At 58.9% G+C, this 17,486-nt stretch carries 15 protein-coding genes and 2 rRNA genes; 7 read left to right on the forward strand and 10 right to left on the reverse strand.

The window, feature by feature from the left end; all coding sequences use genetic code 11:
- Positions 1 to 2: 2 nt before the first annotated feature.
- Positions 3 to 117 (forward strand): 5S ribosomal RNA (gene rrf / locus QVF59_RS09170).
- 97 nt (positions 118 to 214) lie between these two features.
- Positions 215 to 329 (forward strand): 5S ribosomal RNA (rrf, locus tag QVF59_RS09175).
- 77 nt (positions 330 to 406) lie between these two features.
- Here the strand turns inward: rrf (QVF59_RS09175) and QVF59_RS09180 are convergent.
- Both QVF59_RS09180 and pdxR read right to left on the reverse strand, forming a co-directional pair.
- On the reverse strand, positions 407 to 907 hold the full coding sequence (locus QVF59_RS09180; protein ID WP_287879111.1) for a 2-thiouracil desulfurase family protein: 501 nt from the start codon (positions 905 to 907) through the stop codon (positions 407 to 409).
- Positions 904 to 2,358 (reverse strand): MocR-like pyridoxine biosynthesis transcription factor PdxR, encoded by a 1,455-nt coding sequence (gene pdxR, locus QVF59_RS09185; RefSeq protein ID WP_287879113.1) that lies wholly within the window; start codon positions 2,356 to 2,358, stop codon positions 904 to 906. Before pdxR ends, QVF59_RS09180 begins: the two co-directional genes overlap by 4 nt.
- A gap of 103 nt (positions 2,359 to 2,461) precedes the next feature.
- Between pdxR and QVF59_RS09190 the strand changes: the two genes are divergently transcribed.
- The 3 genes from QVF59_RS09190 to QVF59_RS09200 all read left to right on the forward strand — a co-directional run bounded on the left by QVF59_RS09190 (position 2,462) and on the right by QVF59_RS09200 (position 5,145).
- Positions 2,462 to 2,851, forward strand: coding sequence for a rhodanese-like domain-containing protein (locus QVF59_RS09190; RefSeq protein WP_205677457.1), 390 nt, complete (start codon positions 2,462 to 2,464; stop codon positions 2,849 to 2,851).
- Positions 2,852 to 2,859: 8 nt separating this feature from the next.
- On the forward strand, positions 2,860 to 3,624 hold the full coding sequence (locus tag QVF59_RS09195; RefSeq protein ID WP_287879116.1) for a GNAT family N-acetyltransferase: 765 nt from the start codon (positions 2,860 to 2,862) through the stop codon (positions 3,622 to 3,624).
- An 81-nt stretch (positions 3,625 to 3,705) separates the two neighbouring features.
- Complete coding sequence (locus tag QVF59_RS09200) at positions 3,706 to 5,145, forward strand: hypothetical protein (protein WP_287879117.1); 1,440 nt, start codon at positions 3,706 to 3,708, stop codon at positions 5,143 to 5,145.
- A 64-nt stretch (positions 5,146 to 5,209) separates the two neighbouring features.
- On the opposite strand, the gene gabD is transcribed toward QVF59_RS09200, so the two are convergent.
- From gabD to QVF59_RS09230, 6 genes are all read right to left on the reverse strand, one after another.
- Positions 5,210 to 6,670: an NADP-dependent succinate-semialdehyde dehydrogenase gene (gabD, locus tag QVF59_RS09205; protein WP_287879119.1), complete on the reverse strand. Its 1,461-nt coding sequence runs from the start codon at positions 6,668 to 6,670 to the stop codon at positions 5,210 to 5,212.
- An 89-nt stretch (positions 6,671 to 6,759) separates the two neighbouring features.
- On the reverse strand, positions 6,760 to 8,025 hold the full coding sequence (gabT, locus tag QVF59_RS09210) for a 4-aminobutyrate--2-oxoglutarate transaminase (protein WP_287879120.1): 1,266 nt from the start codon (positions 8,023 to 8,025) through the stop codon (positions 6,760 to 6,762).
- 271 nt (positions 8,026 to 8,296) lie between these two features.
- Positions 8,297 to 9,601: a TolC family outer membrane protein gene (locus QVF59_RS09215; protein WP_287879122.1), complete on the reverse strand. Its 1,305-nt coding sequence runs from the start codon at positions 9,599 to 9,601 to the stop codon at positions 8,297 to 8,299.
- Complete coding sequence (locus QVF59_RS09220) at positions 9,598 to 12,660, reverse strand: efflux RND transporter permease subunit (protein ID WP_287879124.1); 3,063 nt, start codon at positions 12,658 to 12,660, stop codon at positions 9,598 to 9,600. Before QVF59_RS09220 ends, QVF59_RS09215 begins: the two co-directional genes overlap by 4 nt.
- A complete protein-coding gene (locus QVF59_RS09225; protein WP_287879125.1) occupies positions 12,661 to 13,740 on the reverse strand; it encodes an efflux RND transporter periplasmic adaptor subunit in 1,080 nt (359 codons plus the stop codon).
- 14 nt (positions 13,741 to 13,754) lie between these two features.
- Positions 13,755 to 14,399 (reverse strand): TetR/AcrR family transcriptional regulator, encoded by a 645-nt coding sequence (locus QVF59_RS09230; protein ID WP_287879127.1) that lies wholly within the window; start codon positions 14,397 to 14,399, stop codon positions 13,755 to 13,757.
- Between the two features lie 165 nt (positions 14,400 to 14,564).
- On the opposite strand from QVF59_RS09230, the gene argB reads away from it, so the two are divergent.
- Together argB and QVF59_RS09240 are read left to right on the forward strand one after the other, a co-directional pair.
- Positions 14,565 to 15,437, forward strand: a complete 873-nt coding sequence (gene argB / locus QVF59_RS09235; protein ID WP_159879734.1) for an acetylglutamate kinase — start codon at positions 14,565 to 14,567, stop codon at positions 15,435 to 15,437.
- Positions 15,438 to 15,594: 157 nt separating this feature from the next.
- Entirely contained in the window at positions 15,595 to 16,029 is a 435-nt protein-coding gene (locus tag QVF59_RS09240) for a CBS domain-containing protein (RefSeq protein WP_159879732.1), read from the forward strand.
- A gap of 54 nt (positions 16,030 to 16,083) precedes the next feature.
- Here the strand turns inward: QVF59_RS09240 and QVF59_RS09245 are convergent, their stop codons facing one another.
- Positions 16,084 to 16,521 carry a DUF2846 domain-containing protein gene (locus QVF59_RS09245; RefSeq protein ID WP_287879130.1) on the reverse strand — a complete coding sequence of 146 codons (438 nt, stop codon included), beginning with the start codon at positions 16,519 to 16,521 and terminating at the stop codon, positions 16,084 to 16,086.
- 112 nt (positions 16,522 to 16,633) lie between these two features.
- Positions 16,634 to 17,407 carry an IclR family transcriptional regulator gene (locus QVF59_RS09250; protein WP_287879131.1) on the reverse strand — a complete coding sequence of 258 codons (774 nt, stop codon included), beginning with the start codon at positions 17,405 to 17,407 and terminating at the stop codon, positions 16,634 to 16,636.
- Positions 17,408 to 17,486: the final 79 nt, after the last annotated feature.

Consider the following 17,486-nt stretch of genomic DNA (forward strand, 5'->3'; position numbering starts at 1 on the left):
TGTCTGGTGGCCATAGCGAGGTGGTCCCACGCCTTCCCATCCCGAACAGGACCGTGAAACGCCTTAGCGCCGATGATAGTGTGGCATTCGCCATGTGAAAGTAGGACACCGCCAGACTCCCCATACAGAAGCCCAGCTCAACCGAGCTGGGCTTTGATTTACCCGATGTCTTGCTGTCGAGTTTCTCCGGCAAGCTTTGGATTACAGCTTGATGTTTGGTGGCCATAGCGAGGTGGTCCCACGCCTTCCCATCCCGAACAGGACCGTGAAACGCCTTAGCGCCGATGATAGTGTGGCATTCGCCATGTGAAAGTAGGACACAGCCAAACTCTCCATTCGCCAGCCAGTTGGCAGCAAAAAGCCCGGACATCATGTTCCGGGCTTTTTGCATTTGGCTGATGCAAGATCATGTCTTGCGGCCAGCAGTCTCCAGCAAGCTGCTGATTTCTTCCTCATTGAATATCCGGATGTTGTGCTGGCGCAGCAGGCTGCTGCTTACACCTTCGCCAGGCTGTAGCTGACCTGTGAAACTGCCATCATAGATGTGCCGGTTGCCGCAAGACGGGCTATTGGCCTTGAGCAATGCCAGTTGACAGCCATGCTGTTGGGCCAGACCCAGGCTGTGCTCTGCTCCATTGGTAAAGACCGTGGTGAGGTCCTGGCCATCAGCAGTCATGACCTTTGCTTTGCCTTGCCATACGTCGGAGCCATCTCCGCCACTGATTTCTGCAGCCGGGCGTGGTACGGGCAGCCCCCCGGCGCATTCCGGGCAGGTGGGAATCAGCCGGAAACGCTCGGCCAGTGCAGCCAGTTGGTCTGGTGCTTGTCCTTTTGCCTGACCATCGTAGCGGACAGCTTCGCCTAGCAGGCAGGCGCTGATCAGTAATGCGGGTTTGTTGGTGCTCACAATAAGGGCTCTACCAGTTGGGCCAGTCGCAGTGCCGACTGGCGAATATCATTTTCCTCGACCCCGGCATAGCCAAGCACCAGCCCGTTGCGGTGTTCCGCGCCCAGGAAATGGCGCGACAGAGGGCGTAGCCACAGCTGCTCGCTTGCGGCTTGCTGGCTTAGCTGCTGGTCACAGACCGATGGGGGCAGGCTTGCCACCAGATGCATGCCGGCTTGGCCGGAGGACAGGGTGATGGCCTGTCCCACCGCCTGTTGCAGGGTGCTGCGCAGTAATTGCTGGCGTATCCGGTACAGGTCGCGCATGCGGCGGATGTGGCGGGCAAAATGGCCTTGCTCGATGAAATCCGCCAGCGCCGCTTGCTGGGCATAGCAGCCCTCACGATACAGACGGGCGTAGGCTGAACGGAAGGCATCGACCAGCGCGGGTGGGATGACCAGATAAGCCAATCGCATGGCAGGGAACATGACTTTGCTGAAAGTGCCGATGTAGATGACCCTTGCGCTGTTCGCCAGCCCCTGCAGCGAGGCGATGGGCTGAGTATCGTAACGGAATTCGCTGTCGTAGTCGTCTTCGATGATCCAGCTGTCATCGGCCTCAGCGCGTTGCAACAGCTCCAGGCGGCGGGCGAGGGACATGACAACGCCACTGGGATACTGGTGTGATGGCGTAATGTAAACCAGCCGCGGCCGGCTAGCTGGCGGCGCAGCTGCCGGATTCAGCCCTTCATTGTCGACGGGTACCGGGATGATGTGCAAACCGGCGGCCTGCATGGCTGCCTGAGCGCCTGCGTAGCCCGGATCCTCCATCCAGGCCTGGTCTGCCGGGTCGGCAAGTAACCGTGCGGTCAGTTCCAGCGCTTGCTGGGCACCTTGCACTACCAGAATCTGGTCAGGATGGCAGTGAACGGAGCGTGATAATTGCAAATAGGTGCATATGGCCCGGCGCAGGGCTGGCAGTCCGCCTTCTTGCTGGTAATGCCACCAGTGAGACGGCGCTTGCCGGTTGTGCTGATACTGCAGTCGCTGCCAGACAGCATGCGGGAATTGGCGCAACTCCGGCAAGCCGGGAGCAAAGGCTCCAGTCAGGCCGGTGGGGAGCCGGTATTGCTCGGACAGTGCCTGGCCCCGCTGAGACAAGCCGGCATGCCTGCGTGCTGTTGCCGTGGGTTGACCAAGGCTGCTGAAGGCCGGGCTGACAAAAGTCCCGGCGCCTGGCCGACTGTAAAGATAGCCTTCGGCCAGTAATTGATCGTAAGCCGTCAGCACGGTATTGCGACCGATCTGCAAGGCGCGCGCCAACATGCGGCTGGCTGGCAAGGCGGTGTCTGCCACCAACTGCTGCCGGGCAATGGCTTCGCGCAGCAGCTTGTACACCTGCTGTGACAGTGTCGATTGACCCTGTCGTTGCAGCTGGCCTTGCAGATAGTCGATGATCCAGTCGGCATGCATGAATGTAGTGGTTCCTTGGCGGATGCAAAGAGTGGTTCTTTTGAAGGAATCAATTTGCCCGTAATCTGCAGCTATTGCAAATGCATCAGCCAGGATGAAACCGATGACACAGCTGGAGTTCTATCAGGCCAAGCTGGCCTATGAAATTGATGCTGCCGATGTCAAGGCAGCACTGGAAGCCGGTGAGAAACTGATTCTGATCGATACCCGTGCGAGTAGCGCCTTTGAGCGTGAAAGCATTCCCGGTGCATTGTCTTTGCCGCACCGGGCCATGTCGGCAGATACAACCGCTGCATTGCCACGTGATGCCTTGCTGGTTCCATTCTGCGATGGAATTGGCTGCAATGGCTCCACCAATGGAGCCATCAAGCTACTGCAACTGGGCTTTCGGGTGAAGGAGTTGCAAGGTGGGCTGGACTGGTGGAAGCGGGATGGTTTTGCCACTGTTGGCAGCCATGCTACTGCGGGCACGTCCATCAAGTGTGCTTGCTAGGAGAAAATATGTCTGATGATTTCATTGCACAGCGTCTGGCCGTAGGCGAACTCAACGAGTACGGCCAGTTGCATGGCCTGGCCTTGCCAGATTGGCAGGTTTGCCCTGCACCACAGCCGCAGGTGATGAGCGGGCAGTATTGCCGGCTGGAGCCATTGTCGGCAGCACGCCATGCACAGGGGTTGTATGAAGCCATGCAGCAGGATGGCGCGGCGGCAAACTGGACCTATCTGGGCTATGGGCCGTTTGCCAGTCAGGCTGACTACAGTAGCTGGCTGCGCAGCATGGAAGGGCTGGCCGATCCGCAGTTTTATACCATCATTGATGCTGCCAGCGGGCAGCCGGTGGGCCTTGCCAGTTATTTGCGCATTGATGCGGCAAATGGGGTGATCGAGGTCGGGCACCTTAACTATTCGCCCCTGTTGCAGCAGAAACCGGCGGCAACCGAGGCCATGTATCTGATGATGCGCCACGCTTTTGAACTGGGCTATCGCCGTTATGAATGGAAGTGTAATGCGCTGAACCTGCCATCGCGTCGTGCTGCCGAGCGGTTGGGGTTTCTGTTCGAGGGCCTGTTCCGTCAGGCCATGATTACCAAGGGGCGTAATCGTGATACCGCTTGGTATTCCATATTGGATGGCGAATGGCCTGCGGTGCGGCAACGGCTGGAACAATGGCTGGCAGCGGAAAACTTTGATGCAGCAGGGCAGCAGCGGCAGGCATTGTCAGTGCTGATGGCCGACTGGCGTAGCGAAATGGCTGTCGGCGCATAGGCGAATCCGCATTCCGGCGGTTTCGCCGCATGGGAGGGGCGGGTACAATGGGATGTTTTTGCAGATTTTTCTGGTTGATTGATGACACCGCATCCCCGTAATACCCGTATCAAGGGTGAACCGCAGCAGCCTAACCGTTTCATCTTTGGTGATGCCGTGGACGCGTCTGGCCTTGAGGCTACCGAATATCTGGTGCATACCACGGCCCCCGCCTTTGTCTGTCGTCTGATTGGCAATGACTTCACCGAGTTTGCTGGTCGCGATGCTGAAGCATTTGCCAGTGCGCTGCTATTTGATGCCGATGCCAATCGCAGTGTCTACGTGTGTAATCGCGGTCTGCGCCTGTTTGATTTCGTCTTCAGTGGCGATGTTCCCACGGCGACACGCCTGCAGGCAATCTGCGATGAAGCCATGAGCACCTACCAGCGCTTGCACGAGGCGTATGCCGAGCGCGAGGTCGGGCCGCGCCCGCGTGAAATGCGTCAGGGGCCGACCGAGCCGCTGCCACCCGCCGAGCGCAGCTTGGCTATTCGCACCCTGCGTGATGCCGCCCGTGCCGCCGCCCTTGACCCCATGCATCGCGCTGGTTTTGCCGCACAGGTGCAACAGGCCTTGATGGGCGGCGATCAGGCGGTCTTTACCGAAGCCCAGCTTTCCCTGCTGGGTGAACCGTCAGCCCGTGCCTTGCTGGTGAACAGCGCACGCGATGCCATTGCCTTTCCCGAGGTGGTGCGCACGGATGGCTCGGTTGTGTCGTTCGAACTGTGGGCGCTGCCCTTTGCTTTTTCACGGGCTCAAGGTGGGGTGTGGTGGCATTTTCCGCTGTTGGAGCGACTGGAAACGCCGCTGGCGGATGCGCTGGATGTACCAGAGAAGGCCATTCTGTGGATATCTCCCACCCTGTTTACCGTCGATATGCTCAATGAGCGCGCCTGTCAGAACCTGATACACCTGGCCCGCGTGATGGATGCGGGCTGTGATTTTGCCCCGCTTGATCCGGTCTCCTCACGCGCTACTTATGACGCTGCTCGCAAGACACAGGAGCCTCAGTTGGTGATTTCCTGGCTGCCTTTCCTGGTTGAACGCGGCGCGTTGCCTGTCGATCAGGCCAGGCAGCTGTCGCGCAAGGCACTGGACGCAGTGATGCCGCTGGTGCAGCAGGCAATCGGAGCCGAAATGGAATACGGCGAGGCCGAGCTGTTTGCTCCGTTGCCGTGGTGGGAGTCACTGTCTGCGGGTGTAAGGGCGTGGAATCGCAAACGTCTGGGGCTGACGGTAGCCCTGATTGCCAACAAGGTAGGCGGTTTGCAGGATCTGGAAGCCGTGGCTGAGTATCAGCCGGAGATGCAGGGCTATGAGGTTGGCCTCAAGTTGCAGGGTAGTGACGAGTTGCTGGCACGTTCTCCATGGCTGATGGTGCCGGATGTGGCCCCGGACAAGGACGCTACCTGGAAGGACTTGTGTGATTGCCTGCGCGAGGCGGATATTCCCTTGTCGGAAACCATCGTCAAGCTGCATTGAGGCCCGGTGTGGGGAAAATAAAAAAGGCCGCATCTGCGGCCTTTTCTGTTGCTGGTAGCAGGACTTACTTGTCCAGGCCACCCAGCAGAACGTACTTGATTTCCAGGTAGTCTTCAATACCGTACTTGCTGCCTTCGCGGCCGAGGCCGGATTGCTTCACGCCACCGAACGGTGCGGCTTCGTTGGACAGCAGGCCGCTGTTGACGGCAACCATGCCGTATTCCAGGCCTTCGGAGACGCGGAAGATACGACCCACGTCACGGGCATAAAAGTAGCTGGCCAGGCCGAACTCGGTGTCGTTGGCCATCTGGATGGCTTCTTCTTCGGTCTTGAAGCGGAATACCGGAGCCAGCGGGCCGAAGGTTTCTTCCTTGGCCACCTTCATGGCCGGGGTCACCCCGGTGATGACGGTCGGTTCGAAGAAGCTGTGGCCCAGGGCGCTGCGCTTGCCGCCGGTAATCAGCTTGCCACCCTTGGCCAGGGCATCGGCAATGTGCTCTTCCACCTTGGCTACGGCGTTCTGGTCGATCATCGGGCCCTGGGTGATACCGGCTTCCAGACCGTTACCGATTTTCAGCTTGGCCACGGCGGTGGCAAATTTCTCGGCAAAGGCATCGTAAACGCCATCCTGTACCAGAATACGGTTGGCGCAGACGCAGGTCTGGCCGGCATTGCGGTACTTGGAAATCATGGCGCCTTCAACAGCGGCATCCAGATCGGCATCGTCAAACACGATGAACGGTGCGTTGCCGCCCAGTTCCATCGACACTTTCTTGACGGTGTCTGCACATTGGGCAATCAGTTTGCGACCCACTTCGGTGGAACCGGTGAAGGAGAATTTCTTCACGGTGTCGCTGCCGGTCAGTACGGCACCGATTTCGCTGGAGCTGCCGGTCAGCACCGAGAACACGCCAGCCGGAATGCCGGCACGTTCGGCCAGTACGGCAATGGCCAGGGCGGACAGCGGAGTCTGGCTGGCCGGGCGTACCACCATCGGACAACCCGCGGCCAGCGCCGGAGCAGCCTTGCGGGTGATCATGGCATTGGGGAAGTTCCACGGGGTGATGGCGGCGGTTACGCCGATCGGTTCTTTGGTGACCAGAATGCGACGGTCGGCAGCAGGGGCCGGAATGGTGTCGCCATACAGGCGCTTGGCTTCTTCGCCATACCATTCGATGTAGGAAGCGCCGTAGGCGATTTCGCCCTTGGCTTCAGCCAGCGGCTTGCCTTGTTCGCTGGTGAGGATGACAGCCAGGTCGTCCTGATTGGCCATCATCAGTTCAAACCAGCGGCGCAGGATGACGGAACGTTCTTTGGCCGATTTCTTTTTCCAGCTCTTGAAGGCTTCAGCGGCACCGGAGACGGCGCGCTCGGCTTCAGCCTTGCCCATTTTCGGCACGCTGGCGATGACTTCGCCGGTTGCCGGGTTGGTGACCGGAATGGTTTCGCCGTTGTCGGCATCCAGCCATTGACCGTTGATGTAGCACTGCTGCTTGAGCAGGGAAGGGTCTTTCAGATTCAGCATGTGTCTCTCCAGAGTGGGCGGAGGATGGTGTGTGTGCAGACGGCCAACCCCGTTGCCGGGATTGGCCGTCATCATCAGCCAGTGACGGATCAGGCCTTCAGGGCAGCTTCCAGCTTGGTCAGCGCTTCAGCGAAGATTTCGTCTTCGATGGTCAGCGGGAACAGGAAGCGAACCACGTTGGCGTAAACACCGCAAGTCAGCAGGATCAGACCGGATTCCAGTGCCTTGGTCTGTACCTTCTTGGTGAATTCGGCATCCGGCTCGTGGGTGCCCGGCTTGTTGAATTCAACGGCAACCATCGCGCCCAGGCCGCGTACGTCAGCAATCTGCGGGATGTCCTTCTTCAGGCTGTGCAGTTTTTCCTTCAAGAGGTCGCCAAGCTTGTTGGAACGTTCCAGCAGGTTTTCTTCCTGAATCACATCGATCACGGCATTGGCAGCAGCCAGGCCCAGCGGGCTACCAGCATAAGTACCACCCAGGCCGCCCGGTGCCGGTGCGTCCATCAGTTCGGCCTTGCCTACCAGGGCTGCCAGCGGGAAGCCACCAGCCAGCGACTTGGCCATGGTGGTCAGGTCGGCAGCAACGTCGAAGTGTTCCATGGCAAACAGCTTGCCGGTACGGGCAAAGCCGGCTTGTACTTCGTCGGCAATCATCACGATGCCGTTGTCGTCACACAGCTTGCGGATGGCGCGTACCCATTCGGCCGGCGCGGAGTAGAAACCACCTTCGCCTTGTACCGGTTCGAAGATGATGGCGGCTACGCGCTTGGCTTCGATGTCGAACTTGAACAGTTTTTCGATGCTGGCCAGCGAATCTTCAACCGAAACGCCGTGCAGGGCATTCGGGTAGGCGGCGTGGTAGATCTCGCCTACAAACGGACCAAAACCGATTTTGTACGGGGCAACCTTGCCGGTCAGTGCCATGCCCAGCATGGTACGGCCGTGGAAGGCGCCGCCAAATGCGATCACACCCGGGCGACCGGTAGCAGCACGGGCCACCTTGATGGCGTTCTCGACTGCTTCAGCGCCAGTGCTGAAGAAGGCAGCTTTCTTGGCGAAGTTGCCGGGGGTCAGCTGGTTCAGCTTTTCGGCTACGGCAACATAGGATTCGTAAGGCACAACCTGATAGCAGGTGTGGCTGAACTTGTTCAGTTGTTCGGCTACGGCAGCCTGTACCTTGGCATGCAGATGGCCGGTATTCAGTACGCCGATACCACCAGCAAAGTCGATGTAACGATTGCCTTCAACATCCCATACTTCGGCGTTCTTGGCCTTGTCGGCAAAGAAAGTACACATTACGCCCACGCCGCGCGGGGTTGCATCGGCCTTGCGTTGCATCAGATCTTTGTTGCTCATTCCATCTCTCCTAAGATTGGGGTGCCTGGTGGCAATGTCCTGGACATGAATGCTGGTGCACCTAGGGCATTTAGCGCTGCTTTTTTCAGTGTCAACCAGTCGCCGGGGACAGACTTCGGCGTTTTCCAGAGTGGTTTGATTCTAATCAGGTGTTTAGCAAAAAGCTACACCTGCATTGAAAAGTTAAACACTTGTTGCAAGACTTGCACACCATGAAAAAAGGGCTGCTGCGCAAACAGTAGCCCCATTTGATCACAAATGACAAGTTTGTTTAATGCCGGATCGCCGCATTCACCGTTTGCAAGCGGCTTTCATCCAGGGTGCCGGCCACTTGTTCCAGTTGCAGGCAGGCGGTGAGGTAGTCGTACTTGGCGGTGGCCAGACTGGTGATGGCATCGTAGTAAGACTGTTCGGCCTGCAATACGTCCAGATTGGTGCGAATGCCCACTTCCTTGCCCAGCTTGGTGGAGTCCACCTTGCTTTTGGCGGATACCAGCAATTGCTGTTGCGCACGTACCAATGCTGCGCCATTGGTGACGCCCAGCCAGCTCTTGCGGACATCTTCCTGTAGCTGGCGTCGCGCCGATTCCAACTTGTCGCGGGTCGACTCCTCCTTGGCCAGCGCTTCGCGAATCTGTGAATCAATGCCGCCGCCGGCAAATAGTGGCAGGCTGACACTGACCCCGATGCTGCTGCCGCGGGTGACGGGCAGGGCGCCGCTCTGGTTGCTGCGGTTGTCGTTATAACCGGCGCTGAGTGATACCACCGGCAGCTGATTGCCACGCTTTTCGGCTACTGTCTGGCTGGCGTAGTGCAGTGCCTGTTCGGCGGCACGCAGAGCAAGGCTGTTGTGGGTGGCAAGGTCTATCCAGCTGTGCAGATTACCTGCAGGTGGCGGCGGCAACTGTTCGCGTAGCGGCTGGATGCTGCGGCTATCCAGACCTGTCAGTCGCCGCAGATTGTTCTGGCTGATTGCCTGCTGGCTCTCTGCCACGATTTCCTTGGCGCTGGCACCATCGAAGCCGGCCTGGGCTTCGTGGGTGTCGATGATGGTGGCGGTACCCAGGTCAAAGGCTGCCTTTGCTTGCTGCAACTGGGTCTGGTACGCCTTTTTACTGGCCCGGGTGGCCGCCAGGGTATCTTCGGCCAACAGCACATCGAAATAGGCGCGGGCGATGTCGACAATCAGTTGCTGCTCTGCCGCGCTGAAGCTGGTATCTGCCTGCTGGCTGGCGATTTTGCCTTTCTGGTAGGCGCTGTATTTGCTGATGTCAAACAGCGGCTGTGACAGCTGAACACCATAGCCCGAGCTGTCATAGGTGGACTGTCCAGCTGGCTGGGTGGGGTTGGTATGACTGTAGCTGCCCGTCAGCGCCACTTGCGGCAGCAACTGGGCCCGGCCCTGCACGGCAAGTTCGTGACCGGCACCCAGGTCGGCGCGCGAGGCGGCATAGTCGCTGTTGTAACTGCGGGCAGCCTGCCAGGCCTCGCTCAGGTCGAAGGCCGGTGCGCTGCTACTGGCCAGCAGCAGGGCCAGGGCCGGCAGCAAGGGGGTGAAGCGGGCAGGATGTTTCATATTGTTCTCTTTTGCGGGCGAGCCACCTTGAACCACTGGGCGTACAGGGCGGGCAAAAACAGCAGGGTCAGCACCGTGGCGACCAGCAAGCCACCCATGATGGCCACCGCCATCGGTCCCCAGAAGGTGCTGCGGGTGAGCGGAATCATGGCCAGGATGGCGGCCAGTGCAGTCAGCATGATGGGGCGGAAGCGGCGTACTGTTGAACCAATGATGGCCTCGTGGCGGCCTATGCCCTCGCCGATGTCATGTTCGATCTGGTCAACCAGGATAACCGAGTTGCGCATGATCATGCCGGACAGGGCAATCACTCCCAGCATGGCAACAAAGCCGAACGGTGCCTGGAACAGGATAAGGGTGAGGGTGACGCCTATCATGCCCAGCGGTGCGGTCAGCAATACCATCAAGGTGCGCTGGAAGCTTTGCAATTGCAGCATCAGCAGGGTGAGCACCACCACGATCATGAAGGGTGCAACGGCGGCAATGGCGGTTTGTGAATTGCTGCTGGATTCCAGCGAGCCACCGAGTTCGATGTGATAGCCCAGCGGCAGAGTCTGCTCCAGCTGCTGCATTTGCGGCCACAGCGCGGTGGAGACATCATCGCCCTGCACGCCATCGGCCACATCGGCGTTGACGGTGATGGTGGGCAGACGGTTGCGTCGCCAGATGATGGACTCTTCCGGTTGATAGTCGATCTTGCCCAGTTGCGACACCGGCACAAAGCGACCGCTGGCGGTTTGCACCTGCAAATTGCCCAGCGCGGCCACATCGCTCTGCTCCTGCTTGTTCAGGCGCGCCACAATACCGACGGTGCGGTTGCCGTCACGGTAGTCGGTGACGGTGGCACCGGAAATCAGCATCTGCAACTGCTGCGACAGCGACTGGCTGTTGATGCCCAGCAGGCGGATCTTGTCCTGATCCAGCGTGATACGCAGCGCCTTCAGCTGCTCGCCCCAGTTGATGTTGACGTGGCGGGTGGCCGGGTTGGCTCGAACCCGTTTTTCCACTTCTGCGGCAATGGCGCGGATCTTGTCGTGATCTGGCCCCATCACGCGGAACTGCACCGGATAGCCGACCGGCGGGCCGTTTTCCAGCCGGGTGACCCGGCCGCGTACCAGCGGGAAGTCGTGATCGAAAATCTGCTCAATACGGCTTTTCACCAGTTCGCGTACATGCTCGTCGCCGGTCATCACCATCAACTGGGCATAGTTGAGGTGCTGTTGTTGCTGATCCAGTGGTAGATAGAAGCGCGGGCTGCCACTGCCGACATAGCTGGTGACACTGTGCACATTCTTGTCCTGGCGGATCAGTGCTTCCAGTTTTTTCACTTCGCTTTCGGTGGCGGCGTAACTGGCACCTCGTGGCAGCCACAGGTCTACCATCAGCTCTGGCCGGTTGGATGATGGAAAGAATTGCTGTGCTACCAGCAGGCGGAAGGCCAGCAGCGACAGCACAAATATACCCAGCGTGATGGTGATGACTGTTTTGCGGTAGTGCAGGCACCATTCCAGCACGGCGCGGAAGCGGATGTAGAAGGGCTTCTGGTAGACATCATGCTGCTGGTGGTGAATGGCCTGTTCCGGCAGCAGCTTGTAGCCCAGGAATGGCGTGAAAACGACGGCGACAATCCAGGACAGGATAAGCGCCAGCCCCACCACGGCAAACAGGCTGAACACGTATTCGCCGGCATCGGATTTGGCCAGCCCCACGGGTAAAAAGGTGGCTGCGGTGATCAGCGTGCCGGTCAGCATGGGAAAGGCGGTGCTGGTGTAGGCATAGGTTGCCGCCTGGAACTTGTTCCAGCCCTGTTCCAGCTTCAGCGCCATCATTTCCACCGCGATGATGGCATCGTCCACCAGCAGGCCCAGCGCGATGATCAGCGAGCCCAGCGAGATGCGTTGCAGATCCAGCTTGAAGAAATACATGGCGAGGAAGGTCATCGCCAGCACCAACGGAATCGACAGCGCCACCACCACGCCGGTGCGCAGGCCCAGGCTGAAGAAGCTGACGGCCAGCACAATCAGCACGGCCTCGATCAGCGAGCGCATGAATTCGCTTACCGCACCCTTCACTACCTTGGGTTGATCAGAAACGGCATGTATTTCGATGCCCACCGGCAGTTTGGATTGAATCTGCTTGAGGGTGGCGTCCAGGTGCTCGCCCAGTTGCAATACGTCGCCACCGCTTTTCATGGTGATGGCCAGGCCTAGGGCCGGATGGCCATTGAAGCGCATACGGAAGTTGGGTGGGTCGATAAAGCCGCGGTGAATTTGCGCGATATCACCCAGGCGCAGGTTTTTGCCATTGGCGACAATAGGCGTATTGGCAACGGCTTCCACCGTGTTGTAGTTGCCGCTGGGGCGGACCCAGATGCGGTCGCTGGCGGTTTCATAGGTGCCGGCTGGCAGCATGGCATTTTGCTGCTGCAAGGCAGTCCAGATGGTGCTGGTGTCCAGCCCCAGTGAGGCGAGCTTGCTGCTGGACAGGTCGATATAGATGTTCTCGCTCTGCTCGCCCACCAGGCTGACCTTGGCTATATCCGGCACCCGCAGGATTTCTTCCTTGGCCCGGTCCACGTAGCGGCGCAGCTCTTCATCGCTAAAACCATCGCCGGTAAAGGCGTAGATATTGCCGAAGGTATCGCCGAACTCATCGTTGAAGAACGGCCCCTGGGTGGTGGCTGGCAGGCTGCTGCGCACATCGCCCAGTTTTTTGCGCACCTGATACCACAGCGCCTGCACATTCTTGGCGGGTACATCTTCGCGCAGATTGATCAGTAGCAGGGACTCACCCGGCTTGCTGTAGCTCTGCACATACTTGATCTCCGGCATTTCCTGCAGTTTTTCTTCCAGCCGGTCGCTGATCTGCTGTTCGACCTCCACCGCCTTGGCACCCGGCCAGTAGGTTTGCACCAGCATGGCCTTGAAGGTGAACTCGGGGTCTTCCTTCTGCCCCAGCTGGGTATAGGCCCACAGGCCTGACACCATCAGCATCACCATGAAGTACAGCACCAGCGCCTGATGACGCAGCGCCCATTCCGACAGATTGAGCTTTTTCATTTACTGCCCACCTTGCAGCAAGGTGACGCGTTGCTTGTCATGTAGCAGATGTACGCCGGCACTGACCACTTTTTCGCCGGGGTGGACACCACCTTGCAGCGTGACGCTGTTGCTGTCGATGCTGGCCACGCTGACCGGACGACGGATAACGCGCAGATCCTTGTCGTTTACCACCCATACATAGTGCTTGCCCTGCTCATCCAGCAGTGCAGTCAGTGGCAGGCGCAGGGTTTGGAGCGACGGTGTTGCATTTGTGTCTAGCGTGATGGTGGCGGTTTGGCCCAGCGCCAGCGGGATGACATCCGGCAGGCTGATGCGGGCGGCATAGGTGCGGGTGGCGGCATCGGCATCGCCAGCCAGCTCACGCAGCTTGCCCTGGAACTGCTGCTTGCCCGCCCACAGGCTGACGGTGAATTCCTTTTGTTGACGTACTTGCTGCAGGGCGTTTTCCGGCACCTGGATGGCGGCTTCCCGCGGGCCATCGTGCGCCAGTCGTGCCACCGCCTGTCCGGCGGCCACCACTTGGCCCGGCTCGGCTGATATCTGGCTGACAATGCCGTCGGCGTCGGCCAGTAATTGGGTATAGCTGCCCTGATTGCGGCTGGCGGCCAGCTGGGCACGCGCTTCATCGCGCTTGGCGCGGGCGGCGTTAACGCCATTGAGCTGGCTGTCTACCTGGGCCTGGCTGATGAACTGCTTGGCCAGCAATTGCTGATAACGCTGCAGATTGAGCTGCTGCTGGGCCAGGTCCGACTCGGCGGCGGCCAGTTGAGCCTGTTTGGCGTTGATGTCCAGGCTGGTATCGCTGGGGTCAAGCCTGGCCAGTAACTGGCCTTTTTTTACGTGTTCGCCGTTGTTTACCAACTTGGCGATGATCTTGCCGCCAATGCGGAAGGCCAGATCGGTTTCGGTGCGGGCGCGAATCTGGCCGGCAAAGCTGTTGCTCTGCACGCTGCCATTCTGACTGGCAGTTACCACTCGGACCGGGCGGACTTCTTCGACGGTAGCGCTTGGCTGAGAACAGGCAGTAAGCAGCACAGCCAGCAGGGCCGGGCTGGCAAGGCGGAGGGGCGTGGGCATGGGCAGTTTTCCTGTCAGTTCTTTTTCAGTCCGTGCAGCACCAGATCCAGTGCGTCCTTGAGGAAGCCGAGCGGATCCTTGGTGGAGCCGATGCAGCAACCGGGCAACTGGCCGAAGGAGTGGTTGAAAATCATGGTGGTCAGCAAGGGGGCCAGCATGGCCTCAACGGTGTGAACCAGCGGGACTTCGCGAAACTCGCCGCTGGCGATGCCGCGCTCCAGTACCCTGGCCAGCATCTGGTTGCTGGGGATGATCACTTCTTCAAAGTAGAACAGTGCAAGTTCGGGGAAGTTGGCCGCTTCGGCAATCATCAACTTGCACAGGCCGGCCGATGGCGCAGAGCCAACCTCCTGCCACCAGTGCTCTATCATGTGGTGTAGCAGGTCGCTGGTGCTGCCCTGGTATCTGGCGGCAACCTGGGCCAGTTGCTGCAGATTGGCAACAATGGTGCCGCGGGCAATGGCCTTGAAAATCTCTTCCTTGTTCTGGAAGTAAAGATAGGGCGTGCCTTTGGTTACCCCGGCTGCCCGTGCAATGTCTTCCATTTTGGTGGCGCGAAAGCCTTTCTCGACAAACTGGATCAGGGCTGCATCCAGAATTTCGGCCGGGCGTGCTTCCTTTTTTCTGCGCCAGCGAGCGATTGGGCAGTTTTCTGTCATGGATATATCTGAATACTCGTTCATTAATGCATGGCAATGTAGTGCAAAGCGACTGTCATTACAATTAATAAATCAGTGTTCAGTAGTTTGATTGATTAGAATGCAACACATTGTCGCCCCATGGCCGGAGCGCTTCCGGCCCCTACCCAGCAGAAGGAGATCGTTGTGTCTGTAAATGCCGCTGAAAAAGCGTTGGTTCTCGCCGAGGCCCTGCCGTATATCCGCCGTTTTTCCGGCAAGACCATCGTGATCAAGTATGGTGGCAATGCCATGACCGACGATGCGCTCAAAGAAGGCTTTGCCAAGGACATCGTGCTGCTCAAGCTGGTGGGCATCAATCCGGTGGTGGTGCATGGCGGCGGCCCGCAAATCAATGAACTGCTGGAGCGTGTCGGCAAGGAAGGCAAGTTCGTGCAGGGTATGCGCGTGACCGACCAGGAAACCATGGACGTGGTGGAAATGGTGCTGGGTGGCCTGGTGAACAAGGAAATCGTGTCGCTGATCAATACCCACGGCGGCAAGGCTGTTGGCCTTACCGGCAAGGATGGCCACTTCATTCGTGCGGAAAAGATGTTCCTCAGTGATGAGAGCGACGAGAAGATCGATATTGGTCAGGTTGGCGAGATTTCCAGCATCGATCCGTCGCTGGTGTCCTTGCTGGACCGCCAGGACTTCATCCCGGTAGTGGCCCCGATCGGCGTCGGTGCCAATGGTGAAGCCTACAACATCAATGCCGACCTGGTGGCCGGCAAACTGGCCGAAACCCTGAATGCAGAAAAGCTTATCCTGATGACCAACACCCCTGGGGTGCTGGACAAGCAAGGCAAACTGTTGACCGGCTTGTCCGCCCAGCAGGTGGACGCACTATTTGCCGATGGCACTATCCATGGTGGCATGCTGCCCAAAATCAGCTCGGCGCTGGATGCAGCACGCAGCGGCGTGAATACCGTACACATCATCGATGGCCGTGTACCGCACGCGCTATTGCTGGAAATCATGACCGATGATGGTGTCGGCACCATGATTCGCGCCAGCTGAGTCATTTCCAGTCAGTGCAACAGGCCGGGGGCTTTGTGCCCGCCGGCCTTTTTCTTGTCTGCCGTGGGGTATGCCGTCAGCCATTTTGCTGATCAATCTTGTTCTATAGTATTGAAACAGGTTGTTTCAGGTTCTCTTGGCCGACAAGGAGGGTGCAATGCAGACAGTCAGACAGTTGCTGGAACAGAAGTCCGGCCGCGTGCTGATAACGGTAACACCGGAAAGTACCGTGTTTCAGGCGCTGCAGGTAATGGCAGAGCACGATATCGGTGCTGTACTGGTGATGAATGGTGGCGAAGTGGTGGGGATTTTTTCCGAGCGCGATTATGCACGCCGCATTGTGTTGCAAGGGCGTACATCGGCAGGTACCCACATTCGCGACATCATGACCAGCAAAGTGGTGTATGTGACGCCGGAGCAGAATTCCGACCAGTGCATGGCCCTGATGACGGAGAAGCACATCCGCCATTTGCCGGTACTCGAAGGCAAGACTGTGCTGGGCATGCTGTCAATTGGCGATCTGGTGCATGCCACTATTCAGGAGCAAGAGCAGGTGATCAATCAGCTGGTGCACTACATTCAGGGGGCCTGAGTTGCAATACTATGGCCAGAACCGCTTTTGTGAATATCTGGTCATGAAGGCTGGTCAGTGTTGTATGGCCAGCCTGCTTTCCCGCACACCTTCCTGTCCTTCCGGATCATTCACCATATGCAGCTTGTTGCGTGCATACAGAATGCCCATCTTGACCTCCTGCCAGATGTAATACAGCCGACCTGCTTCGGCGTTGAACTCCAGCGTACTGGTGTTTTCCGCTTCAGAGCGGATGGTGTGGTGGCCCGGTGTCAGCTCGGTATAAAAGTAAGTGTGGCTTACGGTCTGTCCCAACGGTTTGCCATCCACACTGACATCCATATGCACACCGGCACCCAGGCTTTCATTGCGGTAGATGTACAGACCGGCCCGGTCGGGCTTGGTGACAAACTGCTTGCGGGTCGCGTCTTGTGCCGGATCGGCCAGCGGGGTGGATGCGCAGCCGCCCAGTTGCAGCACGAGCAGAATGCTCAAGGCAATTGTCTTTTTCATCACGATACTTCCTGAACTTGTTGTCGGTGGCCGGGCATCTCTGATCTACTGCTGGCTGCATAAGCTTAATGATAATGGCATTGATACAAGCGTGTCAGGGCCGGCTGAGTGTTTATGCCACCGGGACGATACGCTGCCGCAAGGCAATCAGTGCGGGTGCCACTTGCTGCTGCATCACCTCGGCGCTAAAGGCAAAGGCCGGGCCACTGGCGTTCAGGCTCATCGGCGGCTGGCCGGGAGTGGGTGAGGGCAGGTGTACGCCCACGGCCATCACGTCCGGCTCGTACTCCCCGAATGATGCCGAGTAGCCACAGCGCTGGTATTCCTCCATCGCCTGTTGCAGCCGTTGCTGCAGTTCCGTCCAGCGTTCGCCATAACGTGTGGCCAGCTCGCCATCCAGTTGCTGACGCACATTCACCGGCAGCCCGGCATAAAAAGCCCGGCCGATGGCGGTGGTGGCAATCGGCACGCGTGAACCCACGGTCAGCTGCACGCTGACCCGCGACTGGCTGCGGTAGGTTTCCAGATAAACCATGTCGGTGCCGTCACGCATGGCCAGACTGATGGAAACATTGTTTTCCAGAGCAAACTCGCGCATCAGCGGCCCGGCCACCTGGCGGATGTCATAGCTGGCCAGCACCACAGAACCCAGCGCCAGCAAGGCTACGCCCAGCCGGTAGAAGCCGCTGTGTTCGTCTTGGGACAGATAGCCCAGCGTGGTCAGGGTGTAGGTCAGCCGCGATACCGTGGACTTGGGCAGCCCGGTGCGCTTGGCAATTTCCAGATTGGACAGTGCCGACTCGCCGGGCCGGAACGCGGCCATCACCTGCAAGCCACGCGCCAGCGCGGTGACGAATAGTCGGTCCTTGTCATCTTCTTCCTGCATTGCATTCCTCGATTCTGTATGGATGGCCCGGATTTTCCTTCCGGCCTGTCTGGCGCGAGCGGCAAGGATAGCCTGCTTG

Source organism: Aquitalea sp., from assembly GCF_030150775.1.
GTDB lineage: Bacteria > Pseudomonadota > Gammaproteobacteria > Burkholderiales > Chromobacteriaceae > Aquitalea > Aquitalea denitrificans.

Excerpts from the sequence above, each read along its gene's own strand:
- pdxR (WP_287879113.1), bottom strand. The coding sequence starts at position 2,358 with ATGCATGCCGACTGGATCATCGACTATCTGCAAGGCCAGCTGCAACGA.
- QVF59_RS09230 (WP_287879127.1), bottom strand. The coding sequence starts at position 14,399 with ATGACAGAAAACTGCCCAATCGCTCGCTGGCGCAGAAAAAAGGAAGCA.
- QVF59_RS09245 (WP_287879130.1), bottom strand. The coding sequence starts at position 16,521 with ATGAAAAAGACAATTGCCTTGAGCATTCTGCTCGTGCTGCAACTGGGC.
- gabT (WP_287879120.1), bottom strand. The coding sequence starts at position 8,025 with ATGAGCAACAAAGATCTGATGCAACGCAAGGCCGATGCAACCCCGCGC.
- QVF59_RS09195 (WP_287879116.1), top strand. The coding sequence starts at position 2,860 with ATGTCTGATGATTTCATTGCACAGCGTCTGGCCGTAGGCGAACTCAAC.
- QVF59_RS09220 (WP_287879124.1), bottom strand. The coding sequence starts at position 12,660 with ATGAAAAAGCTCAATCTGTCGGAATGGGCGCTGCGTCATCAGGCGCTG.
- QVF59_RS09240 (WP_159879732.1), top strand. The coding sequence starts at position 15,595 with ATGCAGACAGTCAGACAGTTGCTGGAACAGAAGTCCGGCCGCGTGCTG.
- QVF59_RS09225 (WP_287879125.1), bottom strand. The coding sequence starts at position 13,740 with ATGCCCACGCCCCTCCGCCTTGCCAGCCCGGCCCTGCTGGCTGTGCTG.
- QVF59_RS09215 (WP_287879122.1), bottom strand. The coding sequence starts at position 9,601 with ATGAAACATCCTGCCCGCTTCACCCCCTTGCTGCCGGCCCTGGCCCTG.
- QVF59_RS09190 (WP_205677457.1), top strand. The coding sequence starts at position 2,462 with ATGACACAGCTGGAGTTCTATCAGGCCAAGCTGGCCTATGAAATTGAT.
- QVF59_RS09250 (WP_287879131.1), bottom strand. The coding sequence starts at position 17,407 with ATGCAGGAAGAAGATGACAAGGACCGACTATTCGTCACCGCGCTGGCG.
- QVF59_RS09200 (WP_287879117.1), top strand. The coding sequence starts at position 3,706 with ATGACACCGCATCCCCGTAATACCCGTATCAAGGGTGAACCGCAGCAG.
- gabD (WP_287879119.1), bottom strand. The coding sequence starts at position 6,670 with ATGCTGAATCTGAAAGACCCTTCCCTGCTCAAGCAGCAGTGCTACATC.